The organism is Chitinophaga sp. CF418, assembly GCF_900142925.1.
Lineage (GTDB): Bacteria > Bacteroidota > Bacteroidia > Chitinophagales > Chitinophagaceae > Chitinophaga.
This window is the reverse complement of the sequence record NZ_FRCN01000001.1, coordinates 45,858-64,454: the sequence shown is the minus strand read 5'-3', so window position 1 is coordinate 64,454 and position 18,597 is coordinate 45,858. Positions and strand designations below refer to the sequence as shown.

The following is an 18,597-nucleotide window of genomic DNA, read 5'->3' as shown; positions in this document are numbered from 1 at the left end:
GAGGTTCCTTACTGTCTGTGTGTGTTAAAAACTAATTATTAAGCCTGCGTCTTCCTGGCCAGATGATGGCACGCCATCACATATCCTTTGCTGAGATATAACCGGTGCGCAGGATGTAACGCATACCCACTATCCAGGTGAACATTCTCTATTCCCCTTTCCTTTGCCTGGTTATGTACATAGTCCAGTAAAGCTCCTGCATAACCATGACCTCTATATTCAGGTAATGTAAATAGATCGTCAATGTAAATTATCTTTCCTGTCATGAGGTGGTGGATGGTCCGGAAGCCTGTAAAAGCCGCCGCTTTTTTACCATCTTCTGTAAGAATGTGAACAAGTTCAAAGGACTCATCCCGCATCATTTGCTGAACCTGTGCTACTAGGGTTAACGGATCAACGTTCGGCCGGAACTGCAGGATCGCTTCCCTTGCGAGTTCGATGTCTTCTGGTGTCTGTGCTTTTACAATTTGCATATTGCGTTGCTTTTAAATTTTTACAACACAAATTTAGACGCACAGAATAGGTGCGTCAGGGACCAGATATCTACTATTTGGATGTACCAGGCAATTTAAATAGTATCCGCAGCCTTTCTTAAAATGGAAACAGCTTCTTTCATTTCTTCGTCCTGAAGAGAAGCAAAACCAAACCTGCAAGCATTGAGCCCGCCATTGATTTCTTCATTGTAAACACTGCCTGTGAAAGCCAGTCCCATAGTGCCAGCCTTCTTAATTATCTTAGATAGAGGATACGCATGCCTGAACTTTAACCATAGGGCCATGCCACCCGTAGGCTTCGTGAAATCGACAACATCACTTAATTCATTGTTGATAAGATCAGACAGAAAATTGCACCTCTCTGCATACAGCCTGTTCGCTTTTTTGATATGCCGTGCCAGTTCCCCATTGTCTATAAGACCGGCAACAGTTTGTTCCATGAGCACTTCCCCTCTCAGATCTATCAATGCTCTTAGCTTAGCTGCGGACTGAATAAATTCCTGTGTCGCGATCATGTAACCTAGCCGGAAAGGTGTACCCAGCACTTTTGTAAGTGATCCGATATAGATGATATTTCCTCCATGATCTCCGCTTGCCAAAGGTAAATAGGGATCATACTGGAACTGGAAGTCATAATCGTAGTCGTCTTCAATCACGGCAAGATCATGGGCTTTTATCAGCTGTAATAAGTGATTCCGCCGTTGGGCGCTCAACGTAACAGTGGTAGGATGGTGGTGATGTGGAATAACATACAATAATCGCACATCATTGTTTTTCAGGATCTCTTCCAATGGTTCTGTACACATTCCCTGTTCATCTATCGGCACGCGGATAAGCTCAGCTCCGAGTTGTTCAAAGAGCATACTAGCCAGTAAATAACTGGGATCACAGACTACCACTTTATCTCCCGGTTGGATGATCAATGATGCTGCAACATAAATGGCCATTTGCGCACCACGGGAGGTAAGCAGGTTTTCCATGCCGATGTCCATTCCCCGTGTCTGGTTAAGGAAGGAACAGAGCGACTTCCTGAAATCGGTCGAGCCTTCAGCATTCCATTCTGTACCGATCCTGTTTAGTGTAGCATGCTCCAGGACGCTCCTGTATTCTTTTATGATCGCCTCCGTGGGAAGGAGAGAAATATCGGGGAAACCGTCATTTACAACGATACGCGATTTAGCAAGAGATACAGAAGGGTAAAATACCGTTTCAAGTTTTTCAAACATGAACCCACTGATCCCTTTATACGCCCCCAGCCTGTTTGTATTATACGACCTGGGCCTGACCACCGGTAAACGTGGCGATACGGCATAACCTTTACGAGGCAGATTGTCTACCCAGTCTTCCGTTACCAATGCATTGTAAGCGGCCATGATAGTCTTCCTGTGTAACTGGAGGTCATTGGCCAGCGTACGGGTGCTGGGAAGTTCAGTGCCTGGCAATAGTTTCCCTTCCTGGATCAGGTTAATAAATTGAAGCGCAAGCTGCCGGTATACTGCTACACTACTTTTTTTATTTATAACTATGAGGTTCTTGTAAGGGAGCATAGTTGAAAATTTATCTGTCACGTTGCACAGGTCGAAGATAGGCAGGGAACAGATGAATTCAAAATGGCGAAATATCGTGAAACCCGCAGTGATGCACAATTGTCATTGAAACTTCAATATCTGCTGGACTACCTGTGTATTGCCTTCTGGTCCATCTCACAGATGTTGGGCCGTTATACTTTTGTGCCCGTAAAATGAGAAACGGTTAAGACGATAACGTAGTAAGTTTTTCAAGCTTTGCTGCTTCTCCTACGTATGCGTGGAGCATCGGTAATAAGTAGAATTTATAAATCTTAGAAAAATATAGGAGAATGAGTAAAATATTGGTCATTAACGCAAGCGCAAGGACAGACAGATCTTTTAGCAGGATTTTAGCAGCAATATTCGTTGGTAAATGGAAGCAGAAGCATCCGGAAGATAGTGTGGTACATCGTGAAGTAGGGCAGGAGAATATCCCACATGTTTCTGAAGCATGGATAGCAGGTGCTTTTAAACCTGCGCACTTACGCACAGAAGAAGATGTAGCTGCACTAGGGGTTAGTAACATACTGATCAACGAATTAAAAGAAGCAGATATTATTGTTTTAAGCACACCGATGTATAACTGGTCAATTCCCAGTTCGCTGAAGGCCTATATAGACCAGGTGCTCCGTGTAAATGAAACGGTACTGATCGAGCCGGGAAAGCCAGATCCGTATACCGGACTTTTGAAAAATAAGAAGGCTTTCTTATTACTCGTACGTGGAAATAAAGGTTACGAACCAGGAGAATATTTTGAACACATGAATTTTCAGACCAATTATCTGAAAACCGTATTCCGTATTATGGGTATTCATGATGTCGAGATAGTTTTAATGAATGGTGCAGCGCATGGTGAAGAGACTTCGTCGGCCGCATTAACAGCTGCGCGGGAAGAAATAGAAGAACTGATCAATAGATAGGGATTTGTGAGAATTAGGTAGGAATATCACTTTGTGGTGACTAAGAAAGGCGAAAAAGTGAAAATGCCGGGCAGGGTTTAGGCTGCCTGGCATTTTTGTTTATGTTGCGCCTGTCTTTTTAAATACTATCTTTCTGCTAATAAACGTGCTGCTTTTTCCAGATGTTCCACTGTCAGATTATATAGCTGATTCCGGGTTTCGGGCTCGTCAACATAATCATCAGATGAACTAACTGTTGTAGAAACCGATTCGAGAGCTTCCAGCAGACTGTCAGCATCACTACCTGAGATAATGTCAATCAAATCAAGAATAACCCTATAGAGGTAGATAACAGGTACAACTGCACGGTCATCTGCGTAAATGCCGAATTCGTAAGAAACACCGCCTTTAGTTAATATTACTGAAACCGTTGTCTCGTTAAGCGCATCTGGTGCAGCTTCTCCTTCTTCAATAGTGTCTTCCTCCCAGGCCTCCTGCTCATCTCCGTTAGTCTCGACTGTTTCTTCCCATTCTTCGGATTCTTCCTCTTCTTCCTCTACTTCATATTGCCATTCGGACAAAACGACAATAATACCCTGTTTCAGCATGTTGTTTGTGAAGGCGTAGCTTATCTGAGAGCCTTCTTCATCGGTATACGATAGAAATTCTATCCCTTTTTTCGCCAATAGTTTTTCCATTGCCTTGAATTTTGGCTGCCAATATAATATTTTATCTATATATGACGTGCATTAATTGATAACTTCATTGTATCTATTTAGACGAAATGATCGTGAATCATATTCAGCGACCGCTTTTAATTTTGCATGGAAAGAAAAATGTTACAACCTTTAAGGTAGTACCAACACTGGGTATAAAGCATTATAACATGAAAAAGTATATTGTATCTATTCTGTTTGGTTATCTACTGCTGGCTGGCATACATTCCAATGCACAGTCTGCACCAGCTAAAAGCTTCCGCCTGATTGCCCACCGGGGAGGTATTGTTGATAGTACGACAGACCAGAATAGCCTGCAGGCGCTCACCAAAGCGATCGCTAAAGGTTACTGGATGGTGGAGATTGATATGCGTATGACCAAAGACAGCGTACTGGTAACTCATCATGATAAGACCTTCAAAAACTCTTTCGGACTCGATTCGGCTGTATCTTCCATGACATGGCAGAACATCAGTAAGCTGCGCAATGCAAACGGTTACCGTGTGCTGAAACTGGAGGAGGTATTGCAACAATGCAAGGGAAAACTCGGTGTCATGATCGATAATAAGCTAAGTGGTAATGATACCGCTGTCTGGATGCAATTGATCTCACTGTTGAAAAAGTATGATCTGTACAGTAATGCATTGATGATCGGTACTGATGAATCTACGGAGTTTTTTACAGGGAAGATCAGGCTCAGTTGTACCCGCCAGCAGCTAGAGGATAACATGCGCAGGGATGATTATAAATCTTCCAGCTATTATCTTTTTTCAGATAAGATCAGTAAGGATGATAACGATTGGGCAGGTAGTCATAATATACTTGTGATAGGTGTGATCAATGCCTGGGCGTTTCATGGCTCAGAAACAACATCTCTAGCTACAGCACAGGCAGAACGTCTGAAAGCGGCGGGCGTAAAGCATTTTCAGATTGATTCGCAGTATGCATCTCTGTTCGTGCATTAAAGCCGATGTAAAGGGAAGATTGCTCTGACATGATTTTGACGCGTTTCGGAGAGAATGATGTTGCGGATTTGCTGAATAAACAATGCAGAAAATTTAGTAAAATCGTCAAGTTCACAATGACTGCAATGAATGGCGCAACGAAAGATTTTTTGCGGAAATTCAACCTGATCCCCTTTAATCCACTTTAGCCTGACTTAATTTAATAAGACCCATAAAACAACAAAGGAGTTATTTCGTTAAGAAATAACTCCTTTGTTTTAATCGTGCGGAAGAGGAGATTCGAACTCCCAAGCCCTTTCAGGCACTACCACCTCAAAGTAGCGCGTCTACCAATTTCGCCACCTCCGCAGCGCTGAAGTGGGTGCAAATTTAATCGCTTTTTGATAACCAACAAATTTTATTAATAAGTATTGTCATTTTCTGAGTAAAATCCTGAAGGTCGTACCCTTGTTAAGCTCGGATGAACGCACTGTCAGCCTGCCTTTATGGTACTCTTCTATAATACGTTTTGCCAGTGAAAGGCCCAATCCCCAACCCCTCTTTTTGGTGCTGAACCCCGGTTTGAAGACCTTTTCAAAGTTGGCTTTCGGGATGCCTTTTCCGCTGTCGGTTATATCTATGACGATATTGGCCGGGTGATTCTCAATATAAATATCAATGGTGCCTTTGCCTTCCATGGCATCCAGCGCATTCTTCAACAGGTTTTCAATGACCCAGTCAAATAATGCCGGAGAGATCATGGCGGGGATCTCATGTTCCTGGCAGTGCATGGTCAGCACTACTTTTTGCGGCGCTCTTTTCCGGATGTAGGTCACCATATATTCCACCTGGCTGACTACATCCCGTTCTTCCAGCTGTGGCACGCTGCCTATTTTGGAGAAACGTTCGGTGATGAGCTTCAGCCTGTCCACGTCTTTTCGCAGTTCGGTAGCCACCAGTTCATTGGCTTCATTATCCTTGAGGATCTCTATCCATGCCTCTATAGAGGAGAGGGGAGTGCCCAGCTGGTGGGCAGTTTCTTTGGCCATCCCTACCCATAGGAGGTTCTGGACGGCGCGGTTGGAGCTGGAGAGCGCTACCAGTACAATACTGATGAAAAGCGCTACTACAATGAGTTGTATATAGGGGTAATAGCGCACCTGCTTAAGGATAAGGGAATCCCCGTAATAGATATAATTATAGAGGTTGTTTTTCGCATCGATCTCCATAATGAAAGGCGGGTGCTGGTTCTTGAAAGTGGCCAGTTCCTCTTCCATGTATTTGGGATTGCCCGAAAGCCTGGTGGTATCGAGGTTACGGGAGTCTATAATGTGACCGTTTTCATTAGTGATAATAACGGGAATGCTGGTATTATTTGTAATGATCTCGACTGCCAGGTTGAGGTTTGCTTCGTCGGAAGCCTGGAGCAATTCTCTGTTGGCGGCCACCCAGGTAGCTACTTTTTTAGTTTCTTCTTCTTCCAGTTTGCTGGCGATGCTGCTTACATACCATATCGTACCCACAATGATGATCACCGCGGTAGATACCAGTACAAACTTCCAGCCTATAACCTGTTTAAACATACTGGCATCTAAATTAAGCATAAACCGCAATTAGTGTAAGTTGATCCGAAGCTATTATAATTTGTTGCATATTTGTAACGCAAAAATTATTATTCACGCGTAAAGAGTGTGCTTTTGTCTGTATTACCATCGGTAGCTGTTGTTATTTTGAATTGGAATGGACGTAGTTTTCTGGAAAAGTTCCTGCCTTCAGTGTGTAGTTCCACTTACGGAAACCTGCAGCTGTATGTGGCGGATAATGCTTCGACAGATGACAGCGTAGCGTTTGTGCGTGCTAATTTTCCGGAAGTTAAGATTATTCAGAATCCTGCCAATGACGGCTTTGCGGGAGGCTATAATATGGCCCTGCAGCACGTCAGTGCCGATATATATGTATTACTCAACCAGGATGTCGAAGTTGAACCAGGATGGATAGAGCCGGTAGTGGCTCAAATGATGGAGGATGACCGTATCGCTGCCTGTCAGCCGAAACTGCGCTTCTATGATAAGAAGACCGAATTTGAATACGCCGGAGCGGCTGGAGGCTGGATGGACATCCTGGGGTATACCTTCTGCAGAGGCAGGATCCTGTATACGACAGAGGAAGATAGGGGACAATACGACGATGCCCAGGATATTTTCTGGGCCACTGGCGCCGCCTTGTTCATTCGTTCGGCCTGCTTCCATGAAGTGGGGGGCTTTGACGCCGATTTCTTTGCACATATGGAAGAGGTGGATCTCTGCTGGCGACTGAAAAGGGCAGGGTACAGGATCTGCTATTGTCCGGAATCCGTTGTATATCATGTGGGAGGTGGCAGCCTGCCGCAGGGCAATCCCCGTAAACTTTACCTGAACTTCCGGAATAACCTGATGATGCTTTGGAAGAACCTGCATCCGGCCGACCGCTGGATCATCTTATTCCAACGCTTTTTCCTTGACCTGCTGGCAGCGGTGAAGAGCCTGGTGGCAGGTAAGCCAAAGGATATGCAGGCCATTTTCAGGGCTTACAGGGACTATTTCCGCTGGAGGAGAAGGTACCAGTTCTCGAAAGACCGCCTGCCACAGAAAAGACTGCTGGAAATGACTGGCGTCTTCCATGGTATCATGATCTGGAGGTATTATTTCCTGAATCGCAAGACTTTCGGGACCCTGGAAAAATAACTTGCATTATTATTTGACATGACGTAAGTTTGCAATGCGAAATTTTTAGCTATGGAACACAATACTGTTGAAAATAAGAATGACTTTACCGGTAGCTGGGTATCATCTTCCCGTTTCCTGTTTTATGTGACAATCTTCTGCCTCCTGTCCTTTGTATTAGGCGGTTGCTATAACCTGTTCAAACACCGCTACAAGGGTAAACCTGAAGTAGTAGTACCGGATAATACCCTGTACAATCCAAAGTATAAATAAGCCACTTAAATCATATTAGCGAAAGCCCCCTGGTCTGACCAGGGGGCTTTTTTTATTGCCCTTCAGGCCGTCCTGTCCGGTCTGCTAAGGGTGTTATTTCGTCGCTTTCATTTCTGTTACTCATCTATAAACTATAGTCAACCCATATATAACCCATATATAACCCATACCTCTTAGATATGGGTTATATATGGGTCATATATGGCTTATATATGGGTTATATATGGGTTATCTCCGAGAATGCGCTATAGTAGAAGCTTTACAAGGACTGTATAAAATACTTGTTTTGTAAGATTTTGATAATTAATTAGTATTCGTATTGTGTTATCTTAATATAAGATAGTTTAAAAGCCAAAATCGCCAATTTGGATGGGTGCCTGGTAGTAGAGGTTGGTAATAATGACGGTGTAGGATAACGTCAGTTTCCTGGTCTATTTTTCTGCACGGGTAGCAGAGGCTGGTTATGGTAACAGCGAAAAATAATACGATTTGGCTGGTCTAAGGAAAGACTGGGATGGTCCCACCGGGAAAAATGGATCAGGGAGGAAATATCGGCCCTTATAGGGCATAAAAAAAGTCCTGATGTGATAACACCAGGACTTTTCTGTGGAGCGGAAGACCGGGCTCGAACCGGCCACCCCGACCTTGGCAAGGTCGTGCTCTACCAAATGAGCTACTTCCGCGTATCTGAGATGCAGTTTTCAGACAGCAATTGCTGATGTAAACCGGCCTCTTTAGTTAAGAACTTGTTCTGCCCTGTTTGTATTACCTACAACTGATGTTGTAAGCCAGCGCAATAAAAAAGTCCTGATGTAATATACAGCAGGACTTTTCTGTGGAGCGGAAGACCGGGCTCGAACCGGCCACCCCGACCTTGGCAAGGTCGTGCTCTACCAAATGAGCTACTTCCGCAGGTCTTGAGATACAATTTCATTCAGCAATTGCCTGTTTAAACTGACCTCTTTAATTAAGAACTTTTTGCTTCCCGCTTGCGTTGTTCGCGATTGGGATTGCAAATGTACAACATTGTCCGAAAACGCAAAATATTTGTGTCCTTTTTTTCGAAAAAAGTTGAAACACTTTCAAATACACTGAACAAACAATCATGATGTTTGGTATTTGATAATGATGAAATGCAGTGGGAGTAAGGGTTGTAATAGGAGCAAAATAGTTGTATGATTGACAATTATTTTTTCTATCTTGTGCCTGTTCCACGTCTTACTAATGTTGATAAGTCATGCAATACATAAATTCTAAATTATGAAAAAGAAGCTATCGCTCCTGTTACTGGTGCTTTTCAATTATGCGGCAAAGGCACAAAATACGGCAAGTCTCGTGGTACAGCCTAAATCTGATCACACCATCAGCCGTCATATCTATGGACATTTTTCTGAGCACCTGGGGCATTGCATTTATGATGGCTTCTGGGTTGATCCTGCACTGAACGTACCTAAAAAGGACCGCATACGCCTGGATGTGGTAGAGGCATTGAAAAAGATCCATATCCCTAACCTGCGCTGGCCGGGAGGCTGTTTTGCAGATGAGTATCACTGGCGGGATGGGATCGGACCAAGAGAACAACGCCCTAAAATGGTGAACACCAACTGGGGTGGCGTAACAGAAGATAACAGCTTCGGTACACATGAATTCCTGGAACTGTGTGAGCTGCTGCAGACCGAACCTTATATCTCTGCAAACGTAGGTAGCGGTACTGTGGAAGAAATGGCCAAATGGGTAGAGTATTTCAACTTTGATGGCATCAGCCCTATGAGCAACTTACGTAAGCAGAACGGACACGAAAAACCATGGAAAGTGAGCTTCCTGGGAGTGGGTAACGAAAGCTGGGGATGTGGCGGTAATATGACACCCGCTTTTTATGCTGACCAGTACCGCAGATATGCTACCTACGCACGTGACTATGCAGGAGCGCCTCTGAAAAGGATCGCGAGCGGTGCAAGTGATTATGATTTTAACTGGACAGAGACCTGCATGAAACAGATCCCCCTGGGAAATATGTGGGGACTTAGCCTGCACTATTATACTGTACCTAAAACATGGCACGATAAAGGCTCTGCTACCAACTTCACCGAACAGGAATATTTCACTACCATGAAAAAATGCCTGGCCATGGATTCCCTGGTGACCAAACATTCCGTCATCATGGATAAATACGATCCTAAAAAACGTGTAGCCCTGGTAGTGGATGAATGGGGGATCTGGACAAATGTGGAACCAGGCACCAACCCTGGCTTCCTGTATCAGCAGAACAGCCTGCGCGATGCACTGATAGCCGGCAGCACACTGAATATCTTCAATAATCATAGCGACCGTGTAAGAATGGCCGAACTGGCGCAGACCGTGAACGTGTTACAGGCCCTTATCCTGACAGACAAGGAGAAGATGCTGCTGACGCCTACCTACTACGTGTTTGATCTGTATAAAGTACATCAGGATGCACAGTACCTGCCTATAAAACTGAACAGCCCTGCTTACACTTCCGGTAACGAACAGATACCTGCAGTGAATGCTTCTGCTTCGCAGGATTCTACTGGTGCAATACATATATCCCTGGTGAACTTAAATCCTTCACAGAAAATCAGCCTTAGCACCAGCTTCGAGCAGGCAAAATGGAAAACAGTAACAGGTGAAGTGCTGACTTCAGCAAAAACAACTGACATCAATACATTTGAACAGCCTAATAAAGTGCGTATTGAGAAATTCTCAGGAGCAAAGAAACAGGGTGATAATCTTGTAGTGGAACTGCCTCCTGCATCAGTAGTGGTGCTGGAACTGAAATAACATACACAGTCTTACGATATCCTTAGTGGCAATTGCGATAGCAATTGCCACTTTTTTGTTTTATAGCACAAATACTTCATCACAACATACAGCCGCCTTTTTACCCGAGGGCGCTCCTCTCCATGCCGGCACCGCCTGCAGACAATGGCCGGTAATACGCACGAAACGTGCCTGAACAACAGGTAAGCGGAAACGGAAATTACGCACAACCGCTGTATAATCTTCTTCAGCTACAGGAGCCGGTTGTTGCTGGCCTGCCGGTTTGAAGTTAATACCATCTGCAGATGTTTCTACCACAATATCAGATGGATTGAAAATATAATGCCGGGCATCCTGCAGAAAGTTCATCTGCACCTGAGTGATGATCTTTTCTTCCCCGAGGTCGATGGTCGCTACCAGGTCCTTTCCATAGATGAACAGCCAGTTGATGCTAAAGTCCTTATCACCTTGTAAACCGTCAGTGAGTGTCCGCTCCTTTTTAGCAGGATACTCATCCGACCATGCATTCTGTAGCGAAACCTTTGCCCCGAAGGCCAGGCTGTTAATCCATTTGCGGGCGAAGATAGTATCCCATTCCTGCTGATAGGTATCTGCATTGCCGCCGCCTTCTGATAGTTCTTTTACACCCGCCTGTTTACATTGTGCTACAAATTTCCTGACACGTTCAGGCCAGTGGGGATTCACGACATAACCGTTTCTATCCGGAATAAGATATCCGAACTTTTCCGTACCAAAGAAACGGGATTGCTGTAATACAGTATACTCCAGGGGCAGCCTGGCATTATATACTCTTGTGAGCAGCTCATTATTGCCTTCAGCCGCCTTTTCAGCTTTGTCGAGGAGATTAGAGTACTGATCAATGGCCTCAGGTGAAAGATAATTCTTATAGTTGTTAACAGGATTGCCGTAAATATCCAGTTGTGTTTTGGTGTTGTGCATGGTAGTGATCAATGTCTGTAGATATTGTCCGATGAAAGGACCAGCCTTACCATAATAGCCATTCAGGAAATCTGTGCTGATCGCCTCAGTAGTCAATGATTGATTCCACAGCAGTTTGGCCTGCAGGTAACTGTTGTAGGCAGCCATATCACTGTAGGTATCGCCACTGCCCTGTGAAAAGACACCTGTTACTTTGTGTGCTGACAGGTACTGAATATTAGGCTGCAGATTATTGTAGTCAGGAAAAGGCGCCAGGTAGTTAGTGAACTGTGTGGTGTAATCCCACAGGAAAATGTGATCTGTTACTGTACCCCATCCTTCCAGGTCTTTTCTGAATGCAGCGGCAGAAGTGATGGTGCTCAACGGCTCCTGCCGGTAGGCATCAATGCTGCTCAGCATAATGTATACATTGCCGGCGGGTTTGGTTTTAAGCGGTGGATGGGCCGTGTACTGATAGGCCAGTGTTGTGAACCGCTGCTCAGGAAATGCAGCTGCAACTCTATTCACTAATCGAATCAGTGAACCCTGTGGACCGCCTTCCTCTGCATTGGCCTTACTGCATTGATCGCAGGTGCAGAAACCGCCGCCATCTTCTGCGGCAATGGACCAGTAAAGTGCATCAGGATTGTTAGCGATGGCTTTGCGGAAATATTCCACCATCGTATTATATACACCTTCATTACTCAGGCATAACTGGCTGGTCTGCCTTTTACCGTTCACCAGTGCATAGTATTCCGGGTGGGTGGCAAAATATGTTTTCGGAGGAAGGATCTTGAAAAAGGAATGTCCCCATACGCCCCAGAGGTCCTCCAGGCGGTGCAGCTTATGCCATTCCAGGTATTCATCGTCAAATGCAGCAGGGTAATAAGTTTCCCGGTATACGAAAGCAGGTTCCTGTTTATCCATCAGCTCCTGTGGCAGCCGAAGATTTTTACTGATGGGTATAGTGACAGGAATAGCAGCATATTTACGGCAACCGAAATAATTTTCCAACAGGGTATATACACCATAAAGAATGCCCTTGCCGCTGCCACCCCTGATGTATAGGTGTTGGTTGTCCGTAGCAATGAAAAAGCTTTCTCCCTTCAGCTTACCACTCCTGAACTGTTCCACATGCTCAGTGTTGCCGATGAAAATACCGGGTTGCTCTTTATATGTTTTTTCCTGAATAATGTTAAGCGATGCGCCTGAGATCCGTTTCACATAAGTCTGCAGCAGGCTGGCAGCCTTTGTTTCATGTTTCGTGGGTTCATCCGGCAGTACGATCACATACCTGGAACTGCCCTTGGATACAAGATCAATATTCCCCCTTTTGGACTGGCAACTGTTATACGTCAGCAGGGTCATTATCAACAATAAAGCGTGTATCATCCTGAACATGAATAGCGTGATTAAAATTTACGTTGCAGGGTTACATAAATATCATACTGGTTCTGAAAGACGGTGGAGCTGATCTTCTGATTGATCCACGTACCGAAAATACCTGCGGTAGTACGGTATTTAAACGTCTTCTGATATCCTGCGCCTACACTGCGTGTCAGTAATCCCGCCAGTTTAGGGAATTGTATGAGACGGCTCCTGTCGTCAGGAGAAGTACCCAGTCCTGCATTGAAAGCAATATAATCCTGCTGGCGATTCATATAGTAACGGGCAGTAAGGTTGTAAGAAGTATAAAACTCAGGCGAATCACTGATGAAATAAGCCCGGAAATTGACCCAGAACTCTTTCCATGTCTTTGCAATAGAGGCTACTCCTGATATGCTGTTGGAGCTGTCTGCACTTAGATAACGGATGCCCAGTTCACCCTCTATATCATGTTTGAATGTTTTGAAGAGCGAATAAGCCAGCCGTGTTTTTGGGAAGACAATCTCATTGGAATAAGTGGCGAGGGCATAAGAGTACAACTTAGGATTGTGTGTGTAATACAATTCTGCTTCACCCTGTAAGCCAGTGCCCTGTTGTCGTCCCGCATAGTTCAGACGACCGGCATAAGAGCCCCGTTTGAAGAAGTGACGGTATTCAAGCGTAGCAATATTATACGAGTTATCCTGGTAGTCGTAACTGGAATGCAGGAAGTACATCCCGAACTGATTTTTCATTGTTTTACTATGCAGGTAGTCTGCATAATCAATGTTCTCAGGACTGCGGTTCAGCTTTACAACTGAGTCTGCCGCTATTGCAGCATCTGCATACATCTTTTTATTCTCCAGCAAGACTGCTCTTTTCTGTATGAAAGATGCATTGTCGGGGTAAAAGCGGATACCCTGGTTCGCATACGCTAATGCACTGTCATATTCTTTTTTGTCGCTGAGCAGGTTGATGCTGTAAAGCAAGGCAAGAGAATCTCTCCTGTTCAGCCCCAGTACCTGCCGGTAGATGGCCAGTGCACTGTCGGGCGCATTGTTACGCTGATAGGCAGTGCCTGCGGCAATGAGCCCGTCTGTATATGCGGTTCTGTATTTGGCAGTGAAGGGATAACGTTGCATCAGCTGGTATGAGATAGCATTGGCTTCGTTATATCGCTTCATTTCGGTCAGTATACCAGCTTTCTTTAATAGCAGCTCTTTATTGTCAGGGTAATATGTCAATGCCTGGTTGGCATAGAACAGGGAGCTATCCGCTTGTCCTACGGTATTCTGCAGGTTGATGAGATAGTTCAGTGCTTCAAGGTTGTCGGGCGATTGTGTCAGCACTGCACGGAACTCTCTGGCGGCCATATCATATTCTTCTGCCTGCATCAGTGTACGGCCTGCCGTGAGGCGTAGGTCTGTCAGGTTAGCGGCATATCTCGGATCGGAGGGGGCATGGCGTAACAATTGTTCTGCAATCACCGCTGCTTCGTCGTACTGCCCCATGGCAGCAAGTATGCTGGATTTTTTCAGGAGAAAACGGCTGTTGTCCGGATAGGAGGCAAGTGCCCTGTCCAGTATCTGTATCGCGTGTACGTTATCCTTCTGGTTGATGTAGGTGTTGGCCATCATATCCAGCGCGGTGGTATCCCGTGGATCTGTTTGCAGGGCTTTATCAAATTCTGCCAGCGCAAGGTCGTACTGTTGCTGGGATAGATAATCGCGCCCGCTGGCTATTTTTAAGGCGGTATAACGGCTTTTCAGGTCTGCGCTGGATCTGTTGCCAGCATATAGCTTTTCAGCCAGTAATGCCGCCTCTGTGAACTTCCTGTCGCTTTCCAGTACATCCAGTTTGAGCGATAATAACTTCTGATCGTTTGGATTATTCTTTAAACCCCTGTTGATCCAGGCAAGGGCTTCACGATAAGCGCCCCGGGACATGCTCAGTCCTATTACTTTATCCAGGGCTTCCCGGTTGCCCGGATTTTTTTCCAGTACGCCCTGGTATAGCAGGTAAGGATCTGTATTGGCATACCACGCTGCTGCTTCCATACGCAGGGGTGTTTCCATACTATGGGCTTTGGCATCTCCGGGCCAACGTTTCAGGATCTGTTGCAACTGATCAATGGCTGCGGGATAGTCATGCATCTCCTGCAGTAGTCCCAGTTTACGCATCATCAGATCATAAGAGCCGGGGTTGCCGGCCAGTTCTGCATTCACCTGTTCAATCGCTCTTGTATAACTGCCGCTTTTGATATACATGGCGGTGATGGCTGATTTCGCTTCCTCATTAGTATGATCCAACAGTAATGCCCTCTCATAGTTCTGCATGGCAAGCAGTTGGTTATTCCTGAGCTGATAGTAGCGGCCCGCGAGCAGAAAGTGGCCGGTGTATGCCCTTTGGACAGCCGTATCGGTACTGTATTTTTCCAACAGTGAGTTCGCATAGTTACTGCCCTGGAAGAAACGTTCAGAGGCGTCCAGTACGCTGAGTTTTTTCAGCATCAGTGTTTTATCCGCCGGGAATTGATACAATCCTTCATCAACATAACATTCTGCCTCCTCATACTTCTTTGCGCCCAGCTCAATGTTGATAGCATAAAGATAGGCATCGTAATAGGTGGGAGCTTTGGTCAGCACCTGTTTCACATACCGTCTTGCCAGCAGTGTATTGCCTGTCAGCATGTACAACCTTCCCAGCAATAACTCCTGGTCGGTAAAGTCCGGCCTTTTCTGCAGGGCCTCTTTCGAGAGTTGTATCGCCTTCTGGTAATGATTCAGCCGTGTTTCTTTTACTGCCTCTTCGTACAGTTCGTCCGCATCTTTCCCTTTGTTGAAGATCTGCGCCTGTGCCTGCAATGAAAAGCAAAGTACGGTACCGGATAGTATGTATTTGAATAACGACATCATCTTAAGTATTTGCAGGTTTCCGCTGGCCAAATCCCTGGCGCTGCATATTCCCCCAGCTGTGTTTCCGCCCTGTGATGAAATGAAAATATCCCCTCAGCGCAAAAAATACGATCATGGGATGATAGACGAAAGGTTCGAGAAAGGCCATCAAAGCAAGGCCTATTACTTCCTCCCAGGTTTTATAGTGTTTGTAAGTGATCTGGTCCCACAATATGGCCAGCGTCGTGATCATCACCGAATAGAAATATACAAATGCCAGCAGGATCAGTGCATTGTGCCAGTTGATACTGCCCGTAACGATTTGGTAGATATAATAGAAAACACCTGTGATCTCAATAATAGGAGCGAGGAATTCAAAAAGCAGGTTATAAGGTAGGACGATCATCCCAAGCCGCTTATAATGTGGATTGAAGATCACCTTGCGGTGTATGGTGATGATCTCTGCCAGGCCGCGTCCCCAGCGGGTACGCTGACGGCTGAATACCTTCATGGTAGGAGGGCCTTCTGTCCAGCATTGGGTAGTGGGAATGTACCTGATCGCATACTTCAGTTTGTTGTCAATCATATAGGTACACATCCTGGTTACAATATCCATGTCTTCAGCAAAGGACTTACTGTCATAACCGCCAGCCTTGATGGCGATCTCTTTATCAAACAGCCCCAGCCCCCCCGATACATTGGGTACGCAGTTGATCACGCTCCAGCCCATTTTACCCAGTACATAAGCCCGCAGATACTCCATTTCCTGGAAGCGGGGAAGCCATTTCTCAGGAGGTCGCACTCGGGTGATCACACCTTCATCCACCTCGCAGGAGTTGGCAAGACGTAAAGTAGCGCCGGTGGCTATTACGCGTATACTATCTTCCACCACGTGTATATAGCCGCACTCAGGACAAGGTTCTCCTATCTCTTTGATCTTGTTATGCTCCTCATCCATAAATGGTTTGATCATGCGTAATAACGTATCTTTTTCAATGATACAATCCACATCTGTACAAAGAAAGTAATCATAGGCAGCGGCATTGATGCCTGCATTGGAGGCATCGGCTTTACTCTTTCCATTCACCTTATCGATCACCACCAGTTTTTCATAAGCGGAGTTGGACGATTTGAAGAGCCTTTTTACCGGTTGTGATTTAATACGTTCGTTATAGGCGAAATCTACAACCTGCAGCTGGAATTCTTTGATCAGTTTTTCGAGGGTATCGTCCGTACTGCCATCATTGACGATGATCACTTCATAGCGGGGATAGTTCAATGTCAGTAGTGAACGGACGTTCTGGATGATGGTCACGCCTTCATTGAATGCAGGTGCAATGATAGATATACCAGGTGCTATAGGCGACTGGAGCATCTTATTATAGTCCACATAACTGTTCTTGCGCTGGAACCTGATGATGCCACGCAGGGAGAGTATAGCCAGTAAGGCATACATGAACAGCATAGTACTGCCATATATAAAAACAAAGCTTTCAAAAACGTTTCTAAACAATTGCACGGTATCTCCTGGTTTTTATAGATGATAATTTTATAAGCCCGCTGTTACTTTGCTGTAACCGTAGCGGCCGCCTTCTGCGTAGTCTGGAAGCCTCTGCGCTGCATATTGCCCCAGGCGCTCTTCTTACCTGTGAGGAAGTAGTAATAACCGCGAATCGCGAATATTACTATCAGCGGGTGGTAAAGGAAGAATTCCATGAAAGGCGTCGAGCAGAGATAGGCCACCTCTTTCCACGTTTTATAATACCTGAACGTAAGCTGGTCCCACAGGATGGCCATAGTAGTGATCATCACAGAATAAGTATATACGAAAAGCAGCAGTATCAGTGCTGTTGGCCAGTTAATGAGGCCAAGGCAGGTCATGATAATGTAGTAAGCTATACCGGTAGCTTCAATGATGGGCGCCAGCAGTTCAAAGAAGAAGTTGTAAGGAAAAATGATGAACCCCATCTTTCCATAGCGGGGATTCATGAACATGCCGAAGTGGGCATACATCAGTTGCGCCAGTCCTCTTGCCCAGCGGGTACGCTGGCGGTTGAAGACCTTGACGGAGGAAGGCGCTTCCGTCCAGCAGAGCGTTTTCGGTATATAACGGATAGCATAATTGATCTTATTGTCATATGCATAACGGCACATGCGCGTCATCAGTTCCATGTCCTCACCAAAAGAGCTATGGTCATATCCGCCGGAACGGATGGCGATCTCCTTATCAAACAATCCCAGCCCGCCGGAAACATTTGGTACACAGTTCAGCAGGCTCCAGCCCATTTTACCCAACACAAATGCGCGAATATATTCTACCTCCTGGAAGCGGGGCAGCAGCTGTCCGGGAGGGCGCATGCGGGTCATTACTCCCTCGTCAAACTCACAGGAGTTGGCAATACGTAAGGTGGCGCCGGTGGCAATGACACGTTTCTTCTCTTCCTGCATTACCGGTTTAATCAGTTCCAGCAGGGTATTTTTGTCGAGAATGCAATCCACATCTGTACAGACAAAATGATCATATGCAGCGACGTTGATGCCGGCATTTACCGCGTCTGCCTTGCTTTTGCCATTCACTTTATCAATGACCAGCAGTTTGGAATAGGCGGGGTTGGTAGATTTGAAGATCTTCCTGACTGGTTTAGTCTGTATTTTAACATTGTACGCAAAGTCGACAGTCACGAGTTCAAATTCATTGATCATCTGTTCGAGACTGTTATCTGTGCTGCCGTCATTAATGATAATGATCTCATACTTCGGATAGTTCAGCGTAAGCAGGGAGCGTACGTTGAAAATAATGGTCAGCCCCTCGTTGAAGGCGGGCGCCAATACAGTGATGCCGGGGGCAAGCGGAGAACTGAGCAGGGTGTTTTGCTGATTGAACTTATCTTTTCGGGCGTATGCCCTGACAGAAATCATGGAGAAGATGGCCAACAACGCGTATGTGATCAGCAGTATGGTACCGTAAATAAAAACAGTGGTTTCATAAAATTTTCCTATCGTATCCCAGATATTACCCATCTCA

Annotated in this window: 14 protein-coding genes and 3 tRNA genes; 6 read left to right on the top strand and 11 right to left on the bottom strand. The window is 45.5% G+C overall.

What is annotated here, in order from left to right:
• Window positions 1-38: 38 nt before the first annotated feature.
• Together F3I09_RS00280 and F3I09_RS00275 are read right to left on the bottom strand one after the other, a co-directional pair.
• Window positions 39-473 carry a GNAT family N-acetyltransferase gene (locus F3I09_RS00280; protein ID WP_149693042.1) on the bottom strand — a complete coding sequence of 145 codons (435 nt, stop codon included), beginning with the start codon at window positions 471-473 and terminating at the stop codon, window positions 39-41.
• 95 nt (window positions 474-568) lie between these two features.
• The gene (locus tag F3I09_RS00275) at window positions 569-2,041 is read right to left on the bottom strand and encodes a PLP-dependent aminotransferase family protein (protein WP_149693041.1); all 1,473 of its coding nucleotides are present in this window, start codon (window positions 2,039-2,041) and stop codon (window positions 569-571) included.
• 63 nt (window positions 2,042-2,104) lie between these two features.
• On the opposite strand from F3I09_RS00275, the gene F3I09_RS34550 reads away from it, so the two are divergent.
• A complete protein-coding gene (locus F3I09_RS34550) occupies window positions 2,105-2,239 on the top strand; it encodes a hypothetical protein (RefSeq protein ID WP_255479267.1) in 135 nt (44 codons plus the stop codon).
• Between the two features lie 113 nt (window positions 2,240-2,352).
• Complete coding sequence (locus F3I09_RS00270; protein ID WP_149693040.1) at window positions 2,353-2,982, top strand: FMN-dependent NADH-azoreductase; 630 nt, start codon at window positions 2,353-2,355, stop codon at window positions 2,980-2,982.
• 125 nt (window positions 2,983-3,107) lie between these two features.
• Here F3I09_RS00270 and F3I09_RS00265 read toward each other — a convergent pair whose 3' ends face one another.
• On the bottom strand, window positions 3,108-3,659 hold the full coding sequence (locus F3I09_RS00265) for a hypothetical protein (RefSeq protein WP_149693039.1): 552 nt from the start codon (window positions 3,657-3,659) through the stop codon (window positions 3,108-3,110).
• Window positions 3,660-3,847: 188 nt separating this feature from the next.
• Between F3I09_RS00265 and F3I09_RS00260 the strand changes: the two genes are divergently transcribed.
• Entirely contained in the window at window positions 3,848-4,642 is a 795-nt protein-coding gene (locus F3I09_RS00260) for a glycerophosphodiester phosphodiesterase family protein (protein ID WP_188133628.1), read from the top strand.
• A gap of 264 nt (window positions 4,643-4,906) precedes the next feature.
• On the opposite strand, the gene F3I09_RS00255 is transcribed toward F3I09_RS00260, so the two are convergent.
• Together F3I09_RS00255 and F3I09_RS00250 are read right to left on the bottom strand one after the other, a co-directional pair.
• Window positions 4,907-4,990 (bottom strand) — tRNA-Leu (locus F3I09_RS00255).
• A 65-nt stretch (window positions 4,991-5,055) separates the two neighbouring features.
• Window positions 5,056-6,225: a HAMP domain-containing sensor histidine kinase gene (locus tag F3I09_RS00250; protein ID WP_223233088.1), complete on the bottom strand. Its 1,170-nt coding sequence runs from the start codon at window positions 6,223-6,225 to the stop codon at window positions 5,056-5,058.
• A 93-nt stretch (window positions 6,226-6,318) separates the two neighbouring features.
• On the opposite strand from F3I09_RS00250, the gene F3I09_RS00245 reads away from it, so the two are divergent.
• The gene (locus tag F3I09_RS00245; protein WP_149693037.1) at window positions 6,319-7,344 is read left to right on the top strand and encodes a glycosyltransferase family 2 protein; all 1,026 of its coding nucleotides are present in this window, start codon (window positions 6,319-6,321) and stop codon (window positions 7,342-7,344) included.
• A gap of 51 nt (window positions 7,345-7,395) precedes the next feature.
• A complete protein-coding gene (locus F3I09_RS00240) occupies window positions 7,396-7,596 on the top strand; it encodes a hypothetical protein (RefSeq protein WP_149693036.1) in 201 nt (66 codons plus the stop codon).
• 607 nt (window positions 7,597-8,203) lie between these two features.
• Here F3I09_RS00240 and F3I09_RS00235 read toward each other — a convergent pair.
• A tRNA-Gly gene (locus tag F3I09_RS00235) sits at window positions 8,204-8,279 on the bottom strand.
• Window positions 8,280-8,432: 153 nt separating this feature from the next.
• A tRNA-Gly gene (locus F3I09_RS00230) sits at window positions 8,433-8,508 on the bottom strand.
• A gap of 348 nt (window positions 8,509-8,856) precedes the next feature.
• Here F3I09_RS00230 and F3I09_RS00225 point away from each other — a divergent pair.
• Window positions 8,857-10,395, top strand: a complete 1,539-nt coding sequence (locus F3I09_RS00225; protein WP_149693035.1) for an alpha-N-arabinofuranosidase — start codon at window positions 8,857-8,859, stop codon at window positions 10,393-10,395.
• A 60-nt stretch (window positions 10,396-10,455) separates the two neighbouring features.
• Here F3I09_RS00225 and F3I09_RS00220 read toward each other — a convergent pair whose 3' ends face one another.
• The 4 genes from F3I09_RS00220 to F3I09_RS00205 are packed head-to-tail and all read right to left on the bottom strand — an operon-like array spanning window position 10,456 to window position 18,593.
• Window positions 10,456-12,714: a DUF4838 domain-containing protein gene (locus F3I09_RS00220; RefSeq protein WP_149693034.1), complete on the bottom strand. Its 2,259-nt coding sequence runs from the start codon at window positions 12,712-12,714 to the stop codon at window positions 10,456-10,458.
• Between the two features lie 11 nt (window positions 12,715-12,725).
• Window positions 12,726-15,593 carry a tetratricopeptide repeat protein gene (locus F3I09_RS00215; protein WP_149693033.1) on the bottom strand — a complete coding sequence of 956 codons (2,868 nt, stop codon included), beginning with the start codon at window positions 15,591-15,593 and terminating at the stop codon, window positions 12,726-12,728.
• 1 nt (window position 15,594) lies between these two features.
• The gene (locus F3I09_RS00210; RefSeq protein ID WP_149693032.1) at window positions 15,595-17,091 is read right to left on the bottom strand and encodes a glycosyltransferase; all 1,497 of its coding nucleotides are present in this window, start codon (window positions 17,089-17,091) and stop codon (window positions 15,595-15,597) included.
• 44 nt (window positions 17,092-17,135) lie between these two features.
• Window positions 17,136-18,593, bottom strand: a complete 1,458-nt coding sequence (locus tag F3I09_RS00205; RefSeq protein WP_149693031.1) for a glycosyltransferase — start codon at window positions 18,591-18,593, stop codon at window positions 17,136-17,138.
• Between the last annotated feature and the right edge of the window lie 4 nt (window positions 18,594-18,597).